Origin of the sequence: Cytobacillus sp. FSL K6-0129 (assembly GCF_038007625.1) — a bacterium.
In the GTDB taxonomy this organism is placed as follows: Bacteria; Bacillota; Bacilli; order Bacillales; family Cytobacillaceae; genus Cytobacillus; species Cytobacillus kochii.
The window spans coordinates 38,298-58,981 of record NZ_JBBOXM010000002.1; the positions used below are offsets into that span (position 1 = coordinate 38,298).

The following is a 20,684-nucleotide window of genomic DNA, read 5'->3' on the forward strand; positions in this document are numbered from 1 at the left end:
ATTGTTTTGTTGAAAGAAGGGGAGAAAAAGAAAAGACAAACACGTTCAGATAAAAAAAGAGATATCAAACCGACGATTTCCATTGACTTAAAAAATTGTATTTATCAATTGTCTTATATCACCAATCAACCAGTAAAAGATATTGTAGAAATACTTTGTGAGAAAGGTTTGCAGTCGAGAAAAGTCATGGAATACTTGTCTCAATATTTCAGAAGAGATTACCAGTTTTTCAAAACTAGGTTCTTTGGACAACTCGAAAGGGAGTCGCTACAAAGAAAGTATCAATCGCCTAAAAATGAACGGGTCTCGGTTCGATTCACGCAATTGACGTATGAGGACATTCGCAAGCTGTCTGACGCCTTAGACGTCACACCATCCAAAGCAACCGCTTTATTACTAGATGCCAGCGTACGGAATGCGAACTTATTGAATGCCATGGTGAAATTATTCTTGCATGAGCAACTCGATCCCTCACGTATGGATGAATTAAAACGTGTTATGAAGTATGTAAATAAGAATAATCCTTACAACGAAGAAATATCGTGGTTCAATCTATTGTCCTTTATTTTTGACGAGGTAAAAGATACAACCACGAATGTAAAAGTAGCCATTAATAATTGGTTGAACAAAAAAGAGTAAATTACACTACAATTTTTAGTTATTTAACCTACCTTCTTACTATTAACAAAGCAATAATTAATGAAGTATGAATTAATAAGACACTTAAAAGAGCTATTGCATACATAATATCAGTTGATACATTCAAAAAAAACGATATTAAAAAAAATAGGACAGCCGACATGATTAAGACTAAAGAAAAATTCACAAAAACTAACTTCATAAATTCACCACCAATTCAGATTTATGACAATATTATAACCCTTTCAAAACAAATCAAAAATAGGTCTGAGAACCGTATTCTCAGACCTATTTTCTTAATACTTAACAGTTAGAGCATATGAAACTGTATCTACTGTAGAACCAGGGGTAATACCCAAACCTGGAGGATATACTCCCACAGTTGGTGTGCCTGATACACGCTTATGCCCATACTCTACTTTAATATTCATAGTACCATTTTTAGATTTAGGTACATAAACATACTGGCTCATAAAGCCTTTATGTTTTGTATTACTAGTAGAAGCTCTTAAATCAAATGAACCCGCTACTCCTGAACTCGCTGCCCAATCACTAGGTGCTGTTTTTAATGCATAATCAATCCATCTTCCATTACCTTGTTGATCTTGAGAATATCTATGTTGATGCTGTGTCACCTTTCCACTACTAGTTGGTAAATAAAACCCTGCGCTTGAAGGAAAGCCAAAAGTCATTTTGTCTACAAGATTATTCGATGGAGTTTTAAGCCATTTAAAATTACCATAAATAAAAAATTTATCATCATTTGTTCGGTCACTAGTTACCTTGTAAGCAGTTGCATATAAGGTCATTGTTTTAGATGGGATAGTACCCGCAACATCAAAGTCTGCGTCCACTGCTCCTTTATCTTCAATAGTAGCCTCATCCTGAACAAGTTGTTTAGCTACCTCAATCGGCAATTCATTTATTTCTTCTGATGTATGTCCAATTTGTAATAAGTAATTAAATTCTTCTGTAGTTAGTATCTCAGGTTCAACATCTGGAATAACCTCTGGTTCTTCAGCAAGAACAGCATTGCCGATAAATAGGATAGAAAAAAACATGAAAACACTAAACAACTTTTTCAAATAGTACCACTCTCCCTTAAAATAATTAACCACAAAATTACTTTAATGGAATTGGTTTTATTTATCAAAACATTTTTTGTATTTTGAATATAAAAAATAAAAAGAAATTAACTACGCTTCAGATTGGCTCTGAGACGAAATTAATTTCTTTCAAACGGGATAATATCTTTAAATTTAAATGATTTTTGATTTAAAAATAATAAAGCAGCCATTAAGGCTGCTTCGTGGTTATTGATCAATCAATTTAATTACAGTTCCATATCCTGTAACCATAACATTTTTATCTTGATTAAAAAATTTAGTATCATAACGAAGATGGATAATCCCATTTCCTCCTATGTTTTCAGCGTATTCTATCAAATTTAAATTAACTTTATCCAAAGCTTTTATAATCATGTCGTCTTTTTCCTTTGTAAACCTGATGAATCTTTTATCTTCTATAGGAGATGTAGCATAAGTATAGTAAACATTTAATATCTCATATTTTTCTTTAATATCTCCTGTTGGGGTAGCGTCAGAAAAATGCGGTTATCTTAACTTAGATGTGAGAACTATTAGAATATCAATGGTTCTCACATCATTTACATATATTCGATGTAAAGGTTTAAATAAGTTTGATTATTTATGATGTCTTATAAAAATAAATTAACGCCACCGGTAGCTTGAAAAACTACTTTTTCTATTTATTTGTATTTAATTTTTCCCACTCACTTAAATACATCCGTTTTGTTATTTTATTAGGATTTTCGAGTTTACAAATCAATTCCAAACTATTACCATCAGGGTCATTAAAATGAATTTTAGCGTGAGCATAGTTATCATGTGCCATTACAAAAGGTTCTACTGGCTCAAAGCCAAAAGCCTCCCTTGGTTCACATCCTTTACTTTTGAGCCAACTAACCGAATTTTTTAATCCTTCTAACGATACTTGAAATGCTATGTGTCTTATTGAAGGATGATATTCAAGTTCTACCTTATCGGTTTCCCATAAGCCCAACCAGCTTTTATTTTTTTCAATCCATAAAAATGCCAAACTATCCTCTACGCTGTGGTCAAACTCTAAACCAAGTTCTTTATAAAATTCGATAGACCTTTTCAAATTACTTACTGGTAAATGTGCTTCGTATAATCCTTTAATCATTAATAAAACCCCCTTGTATTAATAATACAACCATATAAATTTATTACTTCAGAGAATAGTTATAAATTCTCTACAACTTTATATGTAGAATAAAGAATGATTATATTTTACTCTACAAACATCCATTAGCACACTAAGGAAAACCGATACAATAGTAAAGTTCTTATTCTTAAAATTTGTCATAGACCATACCACGTAATTTCAATAATTCATCCTTCAGACGTTTGTTTTCTTCTTCAAGTTTTTTTATTCGATTATTTTTAGCTACGATAAGCGAATCTTTATTGGCATCCGTCATATTACGTTTTATGGTTTGCGGTGTATTTAACCCTTCTTGCTGCTTTCGTAATCTTTCTATTCGGTTCCGTATTTCTTGATTGTTATAGAGAAAAGCCTTAGATACACCTGATTCCATGGCAACTTGATTAAAGTTAATTTTAGCCTTCGTTTTGATAAGACTTTGAATAGCCTTGTCTACCTTTTGAGCCGCCTCTTGGCTTTTCATCTGGGCATGTTTTTTTACACCTTCGGTATTTCTAATATGCTTACTTCTCATGAGTGCGTTCCTCTCCAATATATTCGCGACCTTTTTTCCCGGCAAAATGATGAGTTGTACCATTTTTCAAAGTTTCTAGAATAGGCTCTAGTTGATCTAGAGTGGTTTGATTCTTATCTATCCATACTTGTCGCCCTAAAGCCCTGCCTCGCTCAATTACATTTTTAACTTCCGTAATTTCCATTTCAAATTGGGGAATGAATTCGGGTGTAGTACAGAAATTACGACAAGACAGACATGGGTTCGCTTGAGTGGGACATGGCTGCTTAATAGGTTTCATACAATAGCCAAGCTCCATCTTCACAGCGTCTAAATTATGGCGTATATATTCCCATTCAATGATATCTTCATTCTCAATATCCGAAAGTTCAATTTTAACTGGACGTTTACTTTCAATGTCAACCCGAAAAATACCTTGTTTTGTAGCTTCTTCCCAAGAATTACGCATGGTAGTATCGAGAATTTTTGCATAATGCAAGGTCATTTCTGGGGAAGCGTGTGCCATCCATTTTTGAACATGCAATATGTTCATTCCGTTATTAAGAAGCTCTACACCCTTGGTATGCCGAAAGGCATGATTTTTGATAAAAAAGGGCTTTCCTGAATCGTCAACTATTTTTTGTTCTCCAGTAAAGCGCTTCAAACTTCTGCGAATGTCATAATAATTATAGGGTCGTCCTCTTCGGATACCTTCTAGCTGCACAAATCGCCTATCTAAGGCAGGAAAAATGCTTTATAAATACAGAAAAGAAAAAGTGGAGCGAAGCTTTGCAGATTCAAAAGAACTGCATGGGCTTCGCTACTGCCGGTTGAGGGGTAAGGCTAATGTGAGCGAACAAGTGTTACTCACAGCAGCCTGCCAGAACATGAAGAAGATTGCCACACACCTAGCCCGGCTGGGCTAGGTGTGTGAGAACCTTTTTCTCTATGGTTAACGGTAGATTTATATCAAAAGTTTGACCCAAGAAAAAAAGCTTGTAGAGAAAAACATAGGGTTTCTCTACAAGCTGGAGCCGATTAATCGGCTCTTTTTTGTGTTATGACCGTCTAGGAGTCTTTTTGGAATTGAAAATAAATATCTATCGTGCTGCTCTAAAGAAGCTATTATTTACTTTATCTAAAGGTTGACTAACTTTAATAGAACGCAAATCTGTTCTTCCTGCATTTCTATATATGTTAGTTACCTGCTTATAAATTGTTCTTTTGTAATACGCACTATAGCTAGCAAGATAATAAGTACTTGTATAATCTGGTCCCGCAGTATCAACGACAGCAGCAGCAACCACACCGGAGAAAGCCCCAGTAATAGCAGCCGTTGTTGTGTCTTGAGATAAAACCAATCCTCCCAATGCTACGAGCGAGCCGACAGCAGCAGCAATAGAATATTTTACAGAATTATAGACATTGTGTGCAAAGTAATTATTATAAGTCCCACCCCAACGCCCGCCAGAGCCTTGATCGGGGATAACAAAAGGTGTAAACACATTCTCGTTCTTACTAGATTCCACTAAACTATCTGCCTGTTTAACAGCTTCTTCTAAATAACCAGGATCAGCGTTATACTGTTCTGCGCCACCTACAAATTCAACTTCAACACCATCAATTTCCAAGAAAACACTATTATCATCAATAACAACAGTTTTCTCTTGGGTGTCTACTTCAATTGGCTGATCATTCGATACAACATTTTCACTCGCATTAGCCGGAATTGCTAGACTTAAAACCATAACAGTTGAAAGCCCTAAACTTAAAAGTTTCTTCATAATTCCCCTACTATTTTTTATATTCTATATTTTCTGAATATAATTAACATTTTACTAGTAAAATAGGAAAAAAACTACATTTTTATAAATATTTTTTTATTTTGGAAAAATCTCAAAACCAAAATCTAAAATTAAGTATGTAACGAATACTATTCCTAAAAGTGCTAATGACGCTTTATTCTTTTTGAAATAACTATTTAAACCAACGAAAATTAGAGATAATATTAAAAACAATCTGAAGTAATTAAAAGATAAATTTTCACTAAGATCAAATTGATAAATAAGCCCAACCACTACAAAAGCAATAGTGAAAATACCCCCTAGCACTTTTACTATTTTCAAAAAGTGGTTAGAAGTAGGTAATTCGCTTTTTTGTTGCATAATATCTCCTCCTTTATAAATACACGTTTTTAATTATAGCACAAAATATCGATTTCCCAGTTTTTTTACTTTTCATCACTATAGCTTTAATTATCCCCCTCGAAGTCCACAAAGGTACACGTTTTCAGACAGGGGTAGCGTCAGGAAAATGCGGATTTACAACGCTAAGCACATTTCCAAGACGATTCCCCCATTTTTAACAACGTTAAGACAGTTTTAGTGGTCTTAGAGAATCTAACGCAACCATTTTTTCAGAATTAAAACGGTACTCTCCTAGTAAATTGATATGCTCCCAGCCTAAAGGAGACATATGATGTAACAAGTCTTCATTAAAATTACCTAACCCCTTTTGGTATTCAACTGCTTTTGTCAGATGTAGAGTATTCCAGACACTAATGGCGTTGATAATTATGTTTAAAGCACTGGCTCTTTGCAATTGATGCTGTATGGTTCGTTCCCTAAGCTCTCCTTGTTTTCCGAAGAAAATAGCTCTTGCCAGTCCATTCATGGCTTCTCCTTTATTCAATCCTTTTTGTATTTTTCTTCTTAATGATTCATCCGAAATATAATTCAAAATGAAGATTGTTTTTTCTATTCGGCCCATCTCACGTAAAGCTCTAACTGTTATATGGTAAATATCTAAATTCATAATTAGGTGATTTTAACTCTATATTGACCAACGAAACATTTGGCGAATCACTTTGGTGTTGACAGGAATAAGAAATATGTGTGAAAATAAAATTGATTGAACGACCAATTTTAAAAACGAACAATCAATATAATTTTAGGTGGAGATTCTATTGGGAGACAAACAATCTTTTATTGCTGAAGCACGAAAAGAACAGATTATTCAAGCTTGCATTGACACACTTGAGGAACTCGGTTATACAAATGTCAGTTTAACTAAAATAGCTAAAAAAGCAAAAGTGAGTACAGGATTAATTTCATATCATTTTTCTGACAAAATGGATTTGATCAGTCAAACTTTACTGTACTTGCTTAACAAAAAATTGGATTTTATTAGCAGAAAGGTGGTTCAAGAAGAAACACCTATTTCGCAATTAGAAGCATATATTGAAGCTAGTTTGGCTTATCAAGTAGCTAACTATAAAAATAATATCGCATTAATTGAAATTGTCTTTAATGCTCAAAATGAAGAAGGGATTCCTTACTATAGGGTAGATAATGAGGAAGAAGAGGATCCATTAAATACATTTATCAAAGAGATTTTAATTGAGGGACAACAGAAACAAGAATTTTCTAATGAATTCGATGCTGAAATGATCTGTGTCCTAATTCAAGGAGCAATTGAAGAAAGTATGCTTAAACATAAGAATTCCTTTAATTTTGAGAAGTATAAGGATGAGTTGATTAAAATAGTAACAAAAATAGTCATGATACATAAATAGAGCCAAGTCTGCAAATTAAAGGCTATACATTTTAAAGTTTAATTGGCTATTAGAACAATTTATTACTTTATCTAAACTTGATTCTATGTCATGAATAATTTCTTGTTGCAAATGTCAAAATACCGTACAAATCTTAGGTTAAATATTAAAATGTTGGAGGTAACAACCTTAATGAAAAATACAACAACAATTGGTATGGGTTTCTTGGAAAAATTGATTACCGTATTATTTCCTATTGTGTTAGGAATGATAGGGTGGTTCCTTCCAAAGTTGCTGGAATTCATAAAAAGAATACCTATCTTTTCCGATCAAAAAGTCATTGAGCTTTTACTTTCATTCAACCTTTTCTGGGTATCTATTATCTTGATGTCCGTAGGTGGAATTATAGGTGTTCTATTATCACTAACGGTCTATAGTGAAGCGTTGAAAATGATCGTAGGAGATCAAGAAATACTGATCAATAAAGATGATAAAGAAAAGAAAATTAGAAAATCTGAGATAAAAAATATCTTTATGGAGGCTAATACAGTCGTCATTACGGGTAATAAAGGCCAAGAACTTTTGAGTGAAAAGACAGACGTTAAGAAGGAAAAAATACGAGATATTTTCCTGAACCATCACTACCCTTGGAGTGAACAGGACCCATATGTAGATCAATTCAATCTTTGGACTCTAGAAGATCATACATTTGGAAAAAACGCCTATGATATCTTATATGATCGTAGAAATGCAATTAGAGAAGGAGATAAGAAAAAGGCAAAAAATTTAAAAATGGACTTAAATGAGTTAGGAATAATTGTGAAAGATCAGGGTGAGGATCAATATGTACGAAAGATTCAAGGCTAAACAAGTATTTATAAAAGACAAAAGAAGATTTAGTGTAAATGTAGGTGGATTATATGGATAAAAATCGTTACTTAGCACCGGACATTGGCCGTGGCTTTATGCTGTTGCTAATCGCTGTAGCTCATGCCCCTCTTTTTCACAAATTGAAAGAGGGAGCTAATGAACCTTCAATCTTAGATCAATTCTTTAAGGCGTTTGTAGTGACCTTTGTCGATGGTAGAGCGTTTGTTATGTTTTCTTTACTATTTGGGTTTGGAATAGCACTAATGGTTAAACGTCAACTAGATAAAGGGTTGTCTGTAAATGAGTCAAAGCGTTTATTGCGTAGACGCTCTCTCTTCATGATCCTATTTGGCTTCATACATCTAGTATTTATCGGTGGAGCAGATATTATTGCTTTTTATGGACTAGCTGGACTATTAATAGAAGGGTTGATTTTTAAATCGGAAAGATTTAAGAAAAAAGCTCTTTTTGTTATTGGTGTACTGTCGTTTCTAACCATTTCAGTTGGATGGTGGTTTCTCTCTTTGTCTCAGGAGTTATCACTTGAAGAAGCAAATGTTAATTACTTAGAGATGGTGATAGAAAATGCTATTGCATTTCCAATTACTGTTCTCGTTCAACTATTATTTTTTCCCTTCCTTTTTGTTATCCTTTTAGGCGTGCTAGTAGAGAGAAAGACATGGATTTCTCACCCAGAACAACATAAATTGAAATTGAGAAGGATCGCTTTAACCGGTATTCTCATTTCAGTAATTGGGGCCAGTCCTTTAGCTGCTACTACTGTTGGTTTATTGAATATGTCTGATGAATTACTTGCAGCATTGCATATTTTGCAAATAGTAACAGGTATAGCTGGTGGCATTGGATATGCCTCCTTAATTGCACTATTTGGCATAGCCGCACCAAAATTAATACCTAAAATAACTAACTGGCTTACTACTGTTGGAAGAAGGTCACTAACCTTTTATTTGTATCAAGAAGCCTTGTTAGTACTTCTATTATCTCCAGTAGCATTTGGATTAGGTAGTAAGCTAGGATATACTGAAATCATCATTACTGCGATAGTAATTTGGATAACTGGTGTGATTATTGCCTCATTCTTAGAAAATAAAAGAGTACCGGGTCCAGCAGATGCGTTATTAAGAAGGTTGGTAAATCGTTTTTAAAGGAAGATTGTTTGTTTATTAATGAATAAAGTAAAATATTGAATTGGAGGAATTGGAACATTATTTGTTACCTCTAGATTAAATTCTTGCCCCATCTTAAAAAAGCGATCAGTAATTATGGCCCTTAAACAACAAATACGAGGGCTATAAGATGCTATGAAAAATGTGGATTTCAAAGAGTGAAAATATTCCATCTCGTGAGCTTCACGAAAGGTGAGTATTAAGACTAATGGTTGATGTATATCGAAATAAAGTTTCTCCTTGAAACGAACAGCTTTTTAATTCCATTAATATAGATCTTCCACAAAAGGGCGCTTTAATGGAGCAATGAAAGCCTAATTTCTTCACTTTAAATTGAGAAATTAGGCTTTTAATATTGAAAATTTCCTTAACGTTGTAAATCCGCATTTTCCCCAATAGGAGCAGTCAACTTAGGAGTGGAAGCTCTGCCTTTTTCATATACTTTGATTTTTGTTAAACACTTTATAAGCGAGTGATGCCCAACCACCCTGCTGAGGCAAAATTCCTGTAATGTCTACACCATAATTATTCTTTTAAGACACTTCCAACCTGATCCATCCTGCCCTCCAACAAAATACGATTTTAAGAAGTATAACACAATTCCGAAATCTTTTTTCATTTGTTCATCTTTACACCAAAAAACGCCCCAACTTTTTAAGTAGAGACGTTAATTTAGAAGTATTCATTTGAACTAAGGTAGGTCACCTTACAATGTCAGCTAGAATTTATTGATTTTGATTGGTAAAACAAATTGAATTGTAGCTTTGAAATAAAGTTTGAGCAAAAATATCTCGTAAATCCTTATTTTACGATAAATAAGAAGAATCCATTTTAAAAAAAGATTGATCAAAAAGGATTCTTCTTTAGCAGATTTAAGTTTGGTTTTTATAAAAAAGTTTGATCATTTTCTACCTGTGTTGCTCAACAATCGCGCCCGTTTGTTGAGCAAAGTTTAATACTATTTAATCTTTTTTATCTTGATTAAGTGTTTTAATTACTTCAGTAAGTTTCTCGTTTCTTTCACGGTCTAATTTGGTCTTTTCATTCATGAACTTAATTACTTTAATTACAAAATAAATGGCAAAAACAATAGCAATTAGATAAAAAACAATAGGTAAAAAAGTTAAAAGAGCAAACATACTATCTGATGCAAACAATGTATGACCCACATCCATATTAATCCCTCCTAAACAGTTAGCTAGATATTAAATATCATACAGTATCTTCTTCACAAAATGGCCCTAAAATGAAAAATGAGCGCTTATCCTTGTGCTAGAATAGCGCCCGTTTGCTTAAATGTCCCAAGAGTCATTTTACAGTTTATTCTTTTGTCTTTCCTTTCCAAATAAGTGAAAAAAACTGATTTCAAATATAATAAACGCTACAACAAGACCACCAAGGTATGGGTACGGAGAATCGATTGTTAAGAATAAGACCAAAGCCAAAACAAAAGCTATGATACCAATAACTACTGAGTATTTGACATATTTACTCAAGTCATAGACCTCCTTTCGTATCAGAACATCTGACTAAAAAGTATTCATGTTATACAGGTTATTCCAAACTGCACCCTTTTCAGGAAGACAGTTATTACGAATGACTCTCTTCTTTTTTGCTATAAATTTCATACGCAAAATAACCAAATAAAAAACCTATTCCAGGTCCCCAAGTCATTGCAGATAGTAAGGAAATTGGTGAAAATATACTTAAAAATATAGCAATAGCAAAACCAATCATCATTCCGAATGGTATTAAGCTATCCAATAAATTTTGAGGGTCTTTCGTTTTTTTCTTACCCAGGGTGCCTTTCTCATATTTATGCTTCATTCTCAGAATTACAAATACTGCAATCCCACCCACTATTACAAGAGGCAATATGGCACGCGCAATATCCAATGCTAAACCCATATTATAATCCCCCTTTCTTATGCTTTTAAATTGATTCAATTTTAACCTAGTTCATTCAATTAAATGGCCCGATTGCGGAATGAAAAATTCCTGCATTGATACAGGAATTTTAATCAAACTTTATTATAAATTATCGAAATTTTTCACAAATTACCAGACTTTATTTTAAATCAACATGAATCCATTCATACGCTTTAATTCCTATATACCAATCAGGATTTTTCTTAAATTCATAGTCGCTAATGAGAAAGCTACCTCGTCTCAAGCCCATACTTCCTTCGGTATTTAACTTTGTCATTATCACTACTTTCATTTGAGTTCTCCTTCCTTGTGTAACTTTATGTAAAAAAAGGAATAATTAACTTATCAAATACCAACATTTTTATGATAACTACCTATTTATCTATAAATAATATAAGAGGTGATTCCATTTTGAAAAGTACAGGAATTGTAAGAAAAGTAGACGAGCTAGGAAGAGTTGTAATCCCAATTGAATTAAGAAGAGTAATGGATATTAACATTAAAGACCCACTAGAAATTTTCGTAGATGAAGATCAGATTATTCTTCGTAAATATTCACATGCACGTGCATGTATGATTACAGGGGAAATAAGCGATAGCAACGTTGAACTTGCTGGCGGAAAAATCGTATTAAGTACCGCTGCAATTCATCTACTTCAAGAAGAATTAAAGGATTACATAACTGTAAATGCTTAATCGTACATACTAAAAGGAGGACCTAGTCCTCCTTACAGACCGTAGACAAACCCCACCTTTGCATTAAAGTGAAGGTGGGGTTTTCTGTTATTTTAAAAGATCTGTCTTCTTTTTCAGCTTGGACATGGTCCTCGCCATGTCCAGTTTGCCAATTTTTTTAGATTCATGGCAGCGAACGTAAGCATCGCCTGCATTGAAACTTTTTTAAGACCTCTTAAGGTCGTCCAACGCATGCCATGCTTTTCTTTTGCGTCCGCAAAAACTCGTTCGATTGTTTCTTTGCGTTTCGCATATAGAGTTTTATTAAGTTCGGTATGTCTCAAATGATCTACTTCATCTATGTAATCCTGCCATACATGTCTATGAATCATTTTGGTGTGATTCTTACTTTGCGTACAACGGTCTAACAGAGGACAGTCTTTACATTCCAAAGGATTTGAAGCGTATTGCTTGTACCCGTCTCTTGTTGTCGTACGGTAAGGTAGAATTTGTCCTTCGGGACATAGATAGGCGTCAAAATATTCATCGTAAACGTATTCGTATTTTCTAAGATATCCGTCTTTCGTTCTCGGACGTGTATAAGGCATAACAGGTCTGATGTCTTGGTCCATTAAGAATTTAGCGATGTGTGGTGTTTTATATCCTGCATCAACAGCGATTGAATGGGGTTTACCGACTTTATCTGTGACTTGAGTGACGAGCTTGTCCAACATCCGACTATCGTGAACATTCCCTCCGGTGACCAGTGAACCTGAGATAAACCCACGGGAATCGCTTGCCGTATGAAACGAATACGCAAATAGTTTTTCGCGTTCATCTTTTACGTAATAACCACTTTCAGGATCTGTCGTGCTAACTTTTATTTCTTTTGACTCTTCTTTATTCTGCGGGGGGAAGGGCTTTTTTCCGTGTTTCTCACGGTCGATATTGATCTCTTCATCTAACTGAGCCTGATACGTTCTGGTTTCCACTCGGGCTATTTTTTTTCAAATTTCTTCTTATTAGCGTTCGCTTTTACATGAGTAGAATCAATAAACGCAACGGATGGATCGACTAAGCCCTTGGTCATCGCTTCTTTTAGAATGCGATAGAAAATTGATTCAAATAGATCTGTATCGTGAAAGCGTCGTGCGTAGTTCTTACCGAAAGTTGAAAAATGAGGAATCTTCTCGGTGAACCCATAGCCAATAAACCATCGATAAGCCACGTTGGTTTCGATTTCCTTTATGGTTTGACGCATGGAGCGTATGCCGAAAAGGTATTGTATGAAGACCATTTTAATAAGAACAACGGGATCAACACTCGGTCGACCATTGTCTAAACAATACTTATCTTTTACCAGGTCATAAATGAATTCAAAGTCAATCGATTGTTCAACCTTCCTGACCAGATGATCATCTGGAACAAGTTGATCCAACGCAACCATTTCAATTTGATTTCTTCCATCTTCAACGTGTTTTGATAACATTTTATATCCCCCACAAAAAATCGATTCCATACTATTATACAAAAAAAGCTTGTAGGCTTAGTGACAGGGTTCCTGCTGTAGACCGCAAAGTAAATTTGAAGAAATAATAAAACGCACCCCTATTTTTTTATTTCTTCAAGTTTTCTTCTGTTAACTTCCCTATATAAGGAACCTTGAGATATTCCTGTTGCCGAGACGATCTCCTTGATAGAATATTCTTTACTATCATACATCCTAAGCGCAACAGTAAGCTTTTCTTTATCCAACTTAGGTCTACCTAATGTTTTCCCACGCCTTTTACTTGCTTCTAGTCCTTCCTTTACTCGCTCTGCAATAAGGTTTCTTTCTAGTTCAGCAATGACACACATCATTTGGAACATGGCCTTACCCGTAGAGGTTCTTGTATCCATATTTTCTTTTAAAGAAATGAATTGCACCCCCATCTCTTCTAACTGTTGAATAATGTTGAGGATATCCAATGTTTTACGTCCTAAACGGGATATGCTCTCTACTACAACTGTATCGCCTTTTCGGATGACATCAAAAAGTTGATGAAGTCCTTTTCGATCTTTAACCGTACCAGTAAATTTCTCCTTAACTATTTTTTCACAACCATGTTCATTAAGCATACCAATTTGCCGATCCAAGTTTTGGTCAATAGTAGACACCCGAGCATAACCTATTATCATTTGTAACCTCCAATAAATTTGTATATTTTTATTTTACTAGAGAGGAACTTATTGTAAAGGTATTTGGTAATACTTTTGGTAATTATTTTTGGTAACTGCTAATCTTAATAAAATCAAAGGACTGCAGGGCAATGGGGGGACATTACAAAAACACTGGTTTTTGGTAATCTAGTTGAGTAAAAAGTTTATTAATTTAGTGTTTAAAATTTATGTGTGCTTGAGTGTGATTAAATTTACCTCTCAAACACGTTAATTATTCAAGAAAAGGGCTATTTTCTTGAATAAGAGAAGGAATTATTAGAAAGTGAATTCGAAGCTTAAGATTTCCCTATGTATAATAGGATTTGAAAAGCATTGATCTTAATTATTAATATATTGCTCTTTATGTCTAGCTCTTGGTTTTGTGCCAAGGACATTTTTAATAATGTCTTCACTCATATGTATACCATGCTTATATAACCTATTTTGTTCTTGTTATTTGTTCGTCTTCATTGAAAAAATGTAATAAGACATATTTTAGCCCAAGCCTGGAAAAGAGAATCTTCCCCTGCATACGGAAAAAAAATAATATTTAAACCGGCCAATATACCCAATAACCATGAAAAATTCATATTAAGAGCTATCATCATTTTATTAACTTTGTTTGATCCACCTTACTCCCCACCTTTCTATATTAATAAATTCCCAGTAAATTAATGTAATTCGCGCAAAAATCATTAACATATCATTTCCAAAAACGGCACATATTATTAGTTATAAAAGCCATAATAACAGTATAAAAAACAAACTTTTCTAGGATGGGTTAAACTATGCGTTATTTAAAAATTAAATCCATTATGCAAAAAATGAAGCAAAATACTAAATGGACACAGGAAGAACAATTTAATAATTCAATTTTGTTCTCATCGGATGTTCATAAAAATGAAGAAAAACTAAAACAACTGTTAGATTCAAGTGATGATATCATTTTTCATGATTTCATCATTCCATTACATGACGGTCGCACATTGAAAGCACTACTAGTTATAGTAGACGGGTTAATTGATGAAGATGCCATTCGCAATAATGTATTAGAGCCACTGACTAAGGAATCTCTAGATAGCTCTATGGGAGAAGAATTAAAACAAGTAAAAGAAAGAATTTCTATTTTTAACACAAAGAAGGAAAATAATTTAGAAAAATCTGTATACCAAATACTGAAGGGAAATACGTTACTATTACTGGATGGGTATAGTGAAGGATTACTGCTAAATGCACCAGGGTACGAGGTTCGAGCAATCTCCGAACCTCAATCTGATCGAGCTGTGAGAGGAGCACATGACGGATTTATTGAATCATCACCTACTAATATTGCATTGTTACGGCGAAGAATCTCACATCCTTCTTTACAGTTTGAAACAATTAAAATTGGTGAATATAGTCAAACGGATATTACAATCGGATATGTAAAGGACATTGCGGATCCAAAATTGATTGAACGGATCAAACAAAGATTAGAACAAATTAAAGTGGATGAGATAAATAATTCAGGGGAAATCGAACAATTCATCGAAGACCATCCCTTTTCAATCTTCCCTACGATTGGAAATACAGAACGTCCTGACAAAGCTTCAGCCTTATTAATGGAAGGAAGAATTGTGATCATTGTAAATGGGGATTCGGTCAGTTTGTTTGTTCCATCCCTATTTCTTGAAAATATAAAAAGTATAGAAGATTACAGTTCTCGACCCTATTATAGTTCCTTCATTCGAATGCTGCGTTTCGTGTCATTTGTAATCAGTATTTCTTTACCAGGCATTTATATTGCAGCTATTAATTTTCATAAGGTGATGATTCCATCTGATATGATTGTCCCTATTATTCAAGCGCGAGAGACGGTCCCATTCCCTCTAGCAATGGAAATTGCCATGATGATTTTAATGTTTGAAGGTGTCCGTGAGGCTGGTGTCAGACTTCCTCAACAAATTGGCTCAGCGTTAAGTATTGTTGGTGCTTTGATTCTGGGACAAGTCTCAGTCTCAGCCGGACTTGTTGGTGCACCGACCATTATTGTTGTATCCATATCGTACATTGCTGCCTTTGTTATCACCCCAATTGCAGACGTCACCGCACTTCTTAGGATAGGATTATTTATTGCTAGTAGCTTATTCGGGGGATATGGACTAATTGTCGCCATGCTCGGTTTATTAACACATATGATCTCTTTAACATCGTTTGGGATTCCATTTATGGCGCCATTTGCACCTTTTTATTTTCAGGATTGGAAAGATTCACTGATTCGTTTACCGTTGAGGTGGAAAAAACAGCGACCAAAAAGTATACCGAATCAGCGTAAGACTAGAATTAGATCATTACCTAAAACAGGTGATAAATGATGGTAAGGATGCTAACTATCATCCCATTATTATTTTTATTAACCGGCTGTTGGAGTAGTCAAGAACTTGATAAATCAGCACTTGTACATGGGATAGGGTTGGATAAATCTGACGGACAATTACGAATTAGCGTCGAAATCATAAAACCAACTGGACCAAGTGAACAAGGTGGAGGAGAGGGGGGCGGAGGAAATGGCCAAAATATTCTATTAGAAAGAGACGCGGACTCATTGATACAAGGCGCAAGAGAATTCATAAAAGATGCGAAACGTCGGCTTTATTTTGAGCATACTCGTTTATGGGTGATTGGTGAGGAATTAGCAAAAGATAATTTTATTGACTACCTTGATGAAAGCAGACGCGATCAAATGTTTCGTTTGAATAGTTATCTTTTCATTACAGAAGAAAAGCCAATTGATATTTTGGGTACTTCTACACTTTATGAAGATCTTTCTTCGGCAGAAATAGTTTCTGCTTTAGAACAAACACAATATATTGCTGAATTTACACCCGTAAAAATATATGAATTTTATAAGTTAATTGAGGGCCCTATTCCTAATGCCTATTTGCCGATAATTCGAACAAGAAAAGAAAAGGGTAAAGCAATTACTTCAATGGACGGCACTGCTGTTATTAACACTTATAAAATGGTCGGTAAACTGAATACAGATGAAACTGTTGGGCTGAATGTCCTTTTAAACAAGGTAAAAGGCGGAAGTGAAACTGTATCTCTGAATGACAAGGAGAAGATCTCTGTAGAGATAAAGAAATTAGAAACGGAAATAAATCCAACATTAGATGGTAATCAGCTTGAAGCATATCTGAAAATCGAGATAGAGGGAACTTTAGCTGATAATACTACGAATAGGAATATAAATGATCAATGGATAAGTAAAGTTGAAGAAGAAGTATCAAATCAGACTGAAAAATACGTACGTTTAACTTTGAATAAGCTTCAAAAGGTAATAAAGACTGATATATCAGGAATTGGACTGGAAACCTACAGAAAATATCCTAAACAATGGAAAAATGTCCAATCTGAATGGAATGAGATTTTTTCTAATGCAGATATAATGATTGATGTTCATACAAATATTACTCATCAAGGTCTTATTAATAAAAGTGTAGAAAAAAATCACAAAAAGCCTTATAACAACCCTTATAAACGATAGATTCTATGGACAATGAAGAAGGAGATTACTGATATGTTAACGAAATGGGAGACACTTTTTTTATTAATAATGACGCTTCCAATCATGGGACATGTCGTGATTCTTCCGTTAATGCTCGATGTTGCTGGGAGAGATGCTTGGATTTCCATAATTATATCACTTCCGGCAGCATTTACGTTGGCAATCTCCATTTATCGTTTGAGACTTAAATACCCAAAACAAAATATTTCTGATATGCTTCACAATTTATTAGGAAAACCTTTTGGAGTGATGATAAAGATAATTTTCATTATCTACTTTTTATTTTTAACAATTTTCTCGTTTGCTTTGTTAGTTGATTTTATCTACATTGCCTTTTTTCCTGAGACACCACGATTGGCTATACTGGTCTGGTTTTTGTTATTCTTTGTTTATGCAGCTTCAAAAGGTATTAAAAGAATTGCATTAACGGCAGGAATACTAGCAATAATTGCTATGGCGACTGGACATACAGTCACGATTTTGGACAGACCAATGAAAGATTGGAGTGAGCTCCAACCTATATTTGAGTTTGGTTGGAATCCAATATTATGGGGATCTTTGATAATTTTAAGTATATGGGTAGAATTATTACTACTTTTATTTCTACCCATTCAAAACATTCGTGAAAAACGAATGTTTTTACTATGGAGTATTGGAATTTTGTTAAATGCACTTATGATGTTTTCAACAACTATAGGTAGTATTACGATTTTCGGATTAGGTCAGGCTGATAATTCTGTATATCCCGCATTAGAGTCAGTACGAATTATTAGTTTAGGATTCATTGATCGTTTTGATATTTATGGATTACTATTAATGGCTGTAGGGACATACATACGCTGCAGTCTATACTTCCGAATCGCTTATGATATAACTGTATCAAAGGTTTCCTCAAAGTGGATAAGACGATTTGGGTTTACGGGGTTTGTTTTACTCGTATTCCTTGGTACGTACTATTTATCAAAAGAACATCTTCGGCTAGATAAAACATTAGATATTTACGCATATATGATTGTCCTGTTTCCTATTCCATTTTTGTTACTAGGTATCTCTTATTTAAAAGGAAAAACAAAGCAGAGTTAGCTCCCAAAAAGGGAAAAGTGATGCTTACCTTATGTCTTAAGTTTTGCAAAAATCATTGCTAGATAAGGGGGTATTTTCAGAGTTATGATTTTAAAAGTATAACTATCAGTTGATAAAAAAGTAAGCAAGGCAAGCACCCTATCATTGTGCAGATACATCAATACTACGGGGACTACATACCGTTTTAATTTCAGCTAGATTGGACAATTCACCTCGATCACGTATATGAATTTTTCTCGCATCAACCTCAAAGTCCTCAAGCTAATATCTTGATGGGATATTAGCTGGCTTTTGTCACCGATCAAAATGATAAAAAACTACGACACCTTCAACTTAATAGGTATTCGCTGATTCATATTGAGTTCAAAAGTTCCGTATGGATTGACATGATGATAAAATAAAGGTGTTAATCCCCTAAAATCTTCTGGAGTCATTTTCTTCAACCAATATTGGTTGTTGTCATAAAGAACCTCTTGTACCATTAAGGTATTCATATAGACTAAGCAATTTTGCAGCAATTGAAGTGATAAGACAGAAACCTCTTGATCTTCTATCGAATTGGAACGAATTTCACTGTTTTTTCCATAGAAAATATAGGTATTCACCGAGTTCCATTGTTCCACTGTATTTAATCCTTCATGGATCTCTCTGCGAATCTCTTCATAGTGTAAATAATCACATAAAAAGATTGTTTTAATCGCTTTTCCTAATTCACATAAAGCCTGATAAGTTGGATGTTTCGTATCCCGTGTAAATCGCTTTAATATAGATTCGGCAGAAGCAGTACCCAACCGTAGAGCAGTTGCAAACTTAATGATTTGTTCATACTGTTGCCGAATAAGATCCCAGTTAATCGGTCTACTTAAAGTCGGTTGCAGGTGAGGATATTCCTCATTCATGCCGGCTTCTGGACGATATAGCTTTTGAGACCCGATATTTTTAAAGCGTGGCATCAGTTTAAAACCAAGTAGATGACAAAAAGCAAAAGCAACGACACTTTGTCCGTGTGTATCGACATAATTTCTGTCAACTTCCATATCCGTACAGTGCCGAAGAACTCCTTCCATCATAGCTGCCACTTCCGAAGAAAGGCAGGACTTTAGCTGAGAATAAATACAAGCTGACTTTCGATCTGTATGCCAATAGATCATGACTCCATGTTTCTTATAACGAGGATGCCATTCAGAGAGTAGGTTCTGATCCCAAGAACCAAAATGTTTTGAATCGGAAGCACATGCAGTGGTAGCTTCTCCCCATACCTCTTTCATTCGATTGTAGATGATATGGTTGGTAACCTCTGCGTTGGCTTTTCGCAAATGGTCTTTATGAATAAATTTTTGACGGATATATCGAAGTTCCCGATAACCATCTAGGTGGTTTCCAGCAGAAACAGTTTTCAAACCTGTATTCGTTCCTAATCCAAATAAACTTAGTAGAAGCCGTCGTTGGATGGTTTCTCGATCTAAAATCTCTCGATCGGCTGTGGTTTTAAAGTGCTTGGTAAACTCCGTGTGAAAATCTGTTTCTTTTAGTAAATCCAATAGGTTAATGTCGGACCAACGGCTCTTAATCTCCCGTTTAAGCGTCGTCACATGTGGGGGTTCGGGTTGCTTTTCAAGTGGAGTGACTCTAATCCATCCCTTGTTATTTCTGGTAGTGATCGCTACTTTTTCGTTACTTTGATCCCTTAACCCTTGATTCAATAAATGGAGTTTATCTTTCATCAACAGTATAATATCTTTGATAAAAGGCTCTACATCAAGAGGCACTTTCAGTGCTTGAAAATATTCTTCCTTGTGCTCTTCAAAATCTTGAGGGAGATCTTCATCCGGGTTTCGATATCGATCAGCGCCCTCAATCCAAATTTCTTTACAACGAAGTCGAGTGCGAAGCGATTGTATGACAGCAATTTCATAATTGATTCGATTTACCCTTTCAATTCCTTTGCTGTCTGTCTCGACAATGACGTCTTTCCATTTTGGCTGAATTACGCCTTCAATGGGAACTTCATCACCAGCAGCAAAATAACGCTGCCCACTTTCCCCATACTCTCGAATTAGTTGTAGCTTTGAAATAAAGTTTGAGCAAAAAGATCTCGCAAATCCTTATTTTACGATAAATAAGAAGAATCCATTTGAAAAAAAGATTAATCAAAAAGGATTCTTCTTTAGCAGATTTAAGTTTGGTTTTTATAAAAAAGTTTGATCATTTTCTACCTGTGTTGCTCAACAATCGCGCCCG

At 34.6% G+C, this 20,684-nt stretch carries 20 protein-coding genes and 5 pseudogenes; 9 read left to right on the forward strand and 16 right to left on the reverse strand.

What is annotated here, in order from left to right:
- The first annotated feature begins 6 nt into the window (after nucleotides 1–6).
- Entirely contained in the window at nucleotides 7–639 is a 633-nt protein-coding gene (locus tag MHI57_RS24370; RefSeq protein WP_340978787.1) for a hypothetical protein, read from the forward strand.
- A gap of 296 nt (nucleotides 640–935) precedes the next feature.
- On the opposite strand, the gene MHI57_RS24375 is transcribed toward MHI57_RS24370, so the two are convergent.
- From MHI57_RS24375 to MHI57_RS24395, 5 genes are all read right to left on the reverse strand, one after another.
- A complete protein-coding gene (locus tag MHI57_RS24375) occupies nucleotides 936–1,724 on the reverse strand; it encodes a hypothetical protein (protein WP_340978788.1) in 789 nt (262 codons plus the stop codon).
- Nucleotides 1,725–1,952: 228 nt separating this feature from the next.
- Nucleotides 1,953–2,120 (reverse strand): heavy metal-binding domain-containing protein, encoded by a 168-nt coding sequence (locus tag MHI57_RS24380; protein ID WP_340978790.1) that lies wholly within the window; start codon nucleotides 2,118–2,120, stop codon nucleotides 1,953–1,955.
- Nucleotides 2,121–2,403: 283 nt separating this feature from the next.
- Nucleotides 2,404–2,865, reverse strand: coding sequence for a VOC family protein (locus MHI57_RS24385; RefSeq protein WP_061792571.1), 462 nt, complete (start codon nucleotides 2,863–2,865; stop codon nucleotides 2,404–2,406).
- Between the two features lie 169 nt (nucleotides 2,866–3,034).
- A complete protein-coding gene (locus MHI57_RS24390; RefSeq protein WP_136381325.1) occupies nucleotides 3,035–3,421 on the reverse strand; it encodes a DUF6262 family protein in 387 nt (128 codons plus the stop codon).
- Entirely contained in the window at nucleotides 3,411–4,124 is a 714-nt protein-coding gene (locus MHI57_RS24395; RefSeq protein WP_340978798.1) for a tyrosine-type recombinase/integrase, read from the reverse strand. Before MHI57_RS24395 ends, MHI57_RS24390 begins: the two co-directional genes overlap by 11 nt.
- A 4-nt stretch (nucleotides 4,125–4,128) precedes the next feature.
- Here MHI57_RS24395 and MHI57_RS24400 point away from each other — a divergent pair.
- Nucleotides 4,129–4,326, forward strand: a pseudogene (locus MHI57_RS24400) (transposase); the annotation flags it as partial.
- Between the two features lie 174 nt (nucleotides 4,327–4,500).
- On the opposite strand, the gene MHI57_RS24405 reads toward MHI57_RS24400, so the two are convergent.
- From MHI57_RS24405 to MHI57_RS24415, 3 genes and pseudogenes are all read right to left on the reverse strand, one after another.
- On the reverse strand, nucleotides 4,501–5,184 hold the full coding sequence (locus tag MHI57_RS24405) for a hypothetical protein (RefSeq protein ID WP_340978799.1): 684 nt from the start codon (nucleotides 5,182–5,184) through the stop codon (nucleotides 4,501–4,503).
- Between the two features lie 96 nt (nucleotides 5,185–5,280).
- On the reverse strand, nucleotides 5,281–5,565 hold the full coding sequence (locus tag MHI57_RS24410) for a hypothetical protein (RefSeq protein WP_340978801.1): 285 nt from the start codon (nucleotides 5,563–5,565) through the stop codon (nucleotides 5,281–5,283).
- A gap of 205 nt (nucleotides 5,566–5,770) precedes the next feature.
- A pseudogene (locus MHI57_RS24415) lies at nucleotides 5,771–6,181 on the reverse strand (Tn3 family transposase); the annotation flags it as partial.
- Between the two features lie 184 nt (nucleotides 6,182–6,365).
- Between MHI57_RS24415 and MHI57_RS24420 the strand changes: the two are divergent.
- The 3 genes from MHI57_RS24420 (at nucleotide 6,366) to MHI57_RS24430 (ending at nucleotide 8,989) form a co-directional block, all read left to right on the forward strand.
- Nucleotides 6,366–6,974 carry a TetR/AcrR family transcriptional regulator gene (locus MHI57_RS24420; protein ID WP_340978803.1) on the forward strand — a complete coding sequence of 203 codons (609 nt, stop codon included), beginning with the start codon at nucleotides 6,366–6,368 and terminating at the stop codon, nucleotides 6,972–6,974.
- 171 nt (nucleotides 6,975–7,145) lie between these two features.
- Nucleotides 7,146–7,820 (forward strand): YqeB family protein, encoded by a 675-nt coding sequence (locus MHI57_RS24425; RefSeq protein ID WP_340978805.1) that lies wholly within the window; start codon nucleotides 7,146–7,148, stop codon nucleotides 7,818–7,820.
- Nucleotides 7,821–7,873: 53 nt separating this feature from the next.
- On the forward strand, nucleotides 7,874–8,989 hold the full coding sequence (locus MHI57_RS24430) for a DUF418 domain-containing protein (protein ID WP_340978807.1): 1,116 nt from the start codon (nucleotides 7,874–7,876) through the stop codon (nucleotides 8,987–8,989).
- A gap of 983 nt (nucleotides 8,990–9,972) precedes the next feature.
- On the opposite strand, the gene MHI57_RS24435 is transcribed toward MHI57_RS24430, so the two are convergent.
- From MHI57_RS24435 to MHI57_RS24450, 4 genes are all read right to left on the reverse strand, one after another.
- The gene (locus tag MHI57_RS24435; RefSeq protein ID WP_095371110.1) at nucleotides 9,973–10,185 is read right to left on the reverse strand and encodes a hypothetical protein; all 213 of its coding nucleotides are present in this window, start codon (nucleotides 10,183–10,185) and stop codon (nucleotides 9,973–9,975) included.
- A gap of 138 nt (nucleotides 10,186–10,323) precedes the next feature.
- Complete coding sequence (locus tag MHI57_RS24440; RefSeq protein ID WP_066194368.1) at nucleotides 10,324–10,506, reverse strand: hypothetical protein; 183 nt, start codon at nucleotides 10,504–10,506, stop codon at nucleotides 10,324–10,326.
- 94 nt (nucleotides 10,507–10,600) lie between these two features.
- Nucleotides 10,601–10,918, reverse strand: a complete 318-nt coding sequence (locus tag MHI57_RS24445) for a hypothetical protein (RefSeq protein WP_340978811.1) — start codon at nucleotides 10,916–10,918, stop codon at nucleotides 10,601–10,603.
- 160 nt (nucleotides 10,919–11,078) lie between these two features.
- Entirely contained in the window at nucleotides 11,079–11,231 is a 153-nt protein-coding gene (locus tag MHI57_RS24450; protein ID WP_340978813.1) for a hypothetical protein, read from the reverse strand.
- Between the two features lie 119 nt (nucleotides 11,232–11,350).
- Between MHI57_RS24450 and MHI57_RS24455 the strand changes: the two genes are divergently transcribed.
- A complete protein-coding gene (locus MHI57_RS24455; RefSeq protein WP_326134924.1) occupies nucleotides 11,351–11,635 on the forward strand; it encodes an AbrB/MazE/SpoVT family DNA-binding domain-containing protein in 285 nt (94 codons plus the stop codon).
- Between the two features lie 113 nt (nucleotides 11,636–11,748).
- On the opposite strand, the pseudogene MHI57_RS24460 reads toward MHI57_RS24455, so the two are convergent.
- Both MHI57_RS24460 and MHI57_RS24465 read right to left on the reverse strand, forming a co-directional pair.
- Nucleotides 11,749–13,103: pseudogene (locus tag MHI57_RS24460) on the reverse strand (IS1182 family transposase).
- 119 nt (nucleotides 13,104–13,222) lie between these two features.
- Nucleotides 13,223–13,792 carry a recombinase family protein gene (locus tag MHI57_RS24465; RefSeq protein ID WP_340978816.1) on the reverse strand — a complete coding sequence of 190 codons (570 nt, stop codon included), beginning with the start codon at nucleotides 13,790–13,792 and terminating at the stop codon, nucleotides 13,223–13,225.
- 809 nt (nucleotides 13,793–14,601) lie between these two features.
- On the opposite strand from MHI57_RS24465, the gene MHI57_RS24470 reads away from it, so the two are divergent.
- From MHI57_RS24470 to MHI57_RS24480, 3 genes are read left to right on the forward strand one after another with little or no spacing between them, the layout of a single operon-like run.
- Nucleotides 14,602–16,167, forward strand: a complete 1,566-nt coding sequence (locus MHI57_RS24470; RefSeq protein ID WP_340978818.1) for a spore germination protein — start codon at nucleotides 14,602–14,604, stop codon at nucleotides 16,165–16,167.
- Nucleotides 16,167–17,339, forward strand: coding sequence for a Ger(x)C family spore germination protein (locus MHI57_RS24475; RefSeq protein WP_340978819.1), 1,173 nt, complete (start codon nucleotides 16,167–16,169; stop codon nucleotides 17,337–17,339). The genes MHI57_RS24470 and MHI57_RS24475 overlap by 1 nt, the downstream gene beginning before the upstream one ends.
- Nucleotides 17,340–17,372: 33 nt before the next feature.
- On the forward strand, nucleotides 17,373–18,443 hold the full coding sequence (locus tag MHI57_RS24480) for a GerAB/ArcD/ProY family transporter (RefSeq protein WP_281203336.1): 1,071 nt from the start codon (nucleotides 17,373–17,375) through the stop codon (nucleotides 18,441–18,443).
- 144 nt (nucleotides 18,444–18,587) lie between these two features.
- Here the strand turns inward: MHI57_RS24480 and MHI57_RS25120 are convergent.
- Both MHI57_RS25120 and MHI57_RS24485 read right to left on the reverse strand, forming a co-directional pair.
- Nucleotides 18,588–18,704 (reverse strand): annotated as a pseudogene (locus MHI57_RS25120) (tyrosine-type recombinase/integrase); the annotation flags it as partial.
- A gap of 56 nt (nucleotides 18,705–18,760) precedes the next feature.
- A pseudogene (locus tag MHI57_RS24485) lies at nucleotides 18,761–20,518 on the reverse strand (Tn3 family transposase); the annotation flags it as partial.
- Nucleotides 20,519–20,684 lie beyond the last annotated feature (166 nt).

Coding starts and splice junctions, on each gene's coding strand:
- MHI57_RS24380 (WP_340978790.1), bottom strand. CDS start 2,120: ATGATTATAAAAGCTTTGGATAAAGTTAATTTAAATTTGATAGAATAC.
- MHI57_RS24385 (WP_061792571.1), bottom strand. CDS start 2,865: ATGATTAAAGGATTATACGAAGCACATTTACCAGTAAGTAATTTGAAA.
- MHI57_RS24390 (WP_136381325.1), bottom strand. CDS start 3,421: ATGAGAAGTAAGCATATTAGAAATACCGAAGGTGTAAAAAAACATGCC.
- MHI57_RS24405 (WP_340978799.1), bottom strand. CDS start 5,184: ATGAAGAAACTTTTAAGTTTAGGGCTTTCAACTGTTATGGTTTTAAGT.
- MHI57_RS24410 (WP_340978801.1), bottom strand. CDS start 5,565: ATGCAACAAAAAAGCGAATTACCTACTTCTAACCACTTTTTGAAAATA.
- MHI57_RS24425 (WP_340978805.1), top strand. CDS start 7,146: ATGAAAAATACAACAACAATTGGTATGGGTTTCTTGGAAAAATTGATT.
- MHI57_RS24430 (WP_340978807.1), top strand. CDS start 7,874: ATGGATAAAAATCGTTACTTAGCACCGGACATTGGCCGTGGCTTTATG.
- MHI57_RS24435 (WP_095371110.1), bottom strand. CDS start 10,185: ATGGATGTGGGTCATACATTGTTTGCATCAGATAGTATGTTTGCTCTT.
- MHI57_RS24445 (WP_340978811.1), bottom strand. CDS start 10,918: ATGGGTTTAGCATTGGATATTGCGCGTGCCATATTGCCTCTTGTAATA.
- MHI57_RS24450 (WP_340978813.1), bottom strand. CDS start 11,231: ATGAAAGTAGTGATAATGACAAAGTTAAATACCGAAGGAAGTATGGGC.
- MHI57_RS24465 (WP_340978816.1), bottom strand. CDS start 13,792: ATGATAATAGGTTATGCTCGGGTGTCTACTATTGACCAAAACTTGGAT.
- MHI57_RS24470 (WP_340978818.1), top strand. CDS start 14,602: ATGCGTTATTTAAAAATTAAATCCATTATGCAAAAAATGAAGCAAAAT.
- MHI57_RS24475 (WP_340978819.1), top strand. CDS start 16,167: ATGGTAAGGATGCTAACTATCATCCCATTATTATTTTTATTAACCGGC.
- MHI57_RS24480 (WP_281203336.1), top strand. CDS start 17,373: ATGTTAACGAAATGGGAGACACTTTTTTTATTAATAATGACGCTTCCA.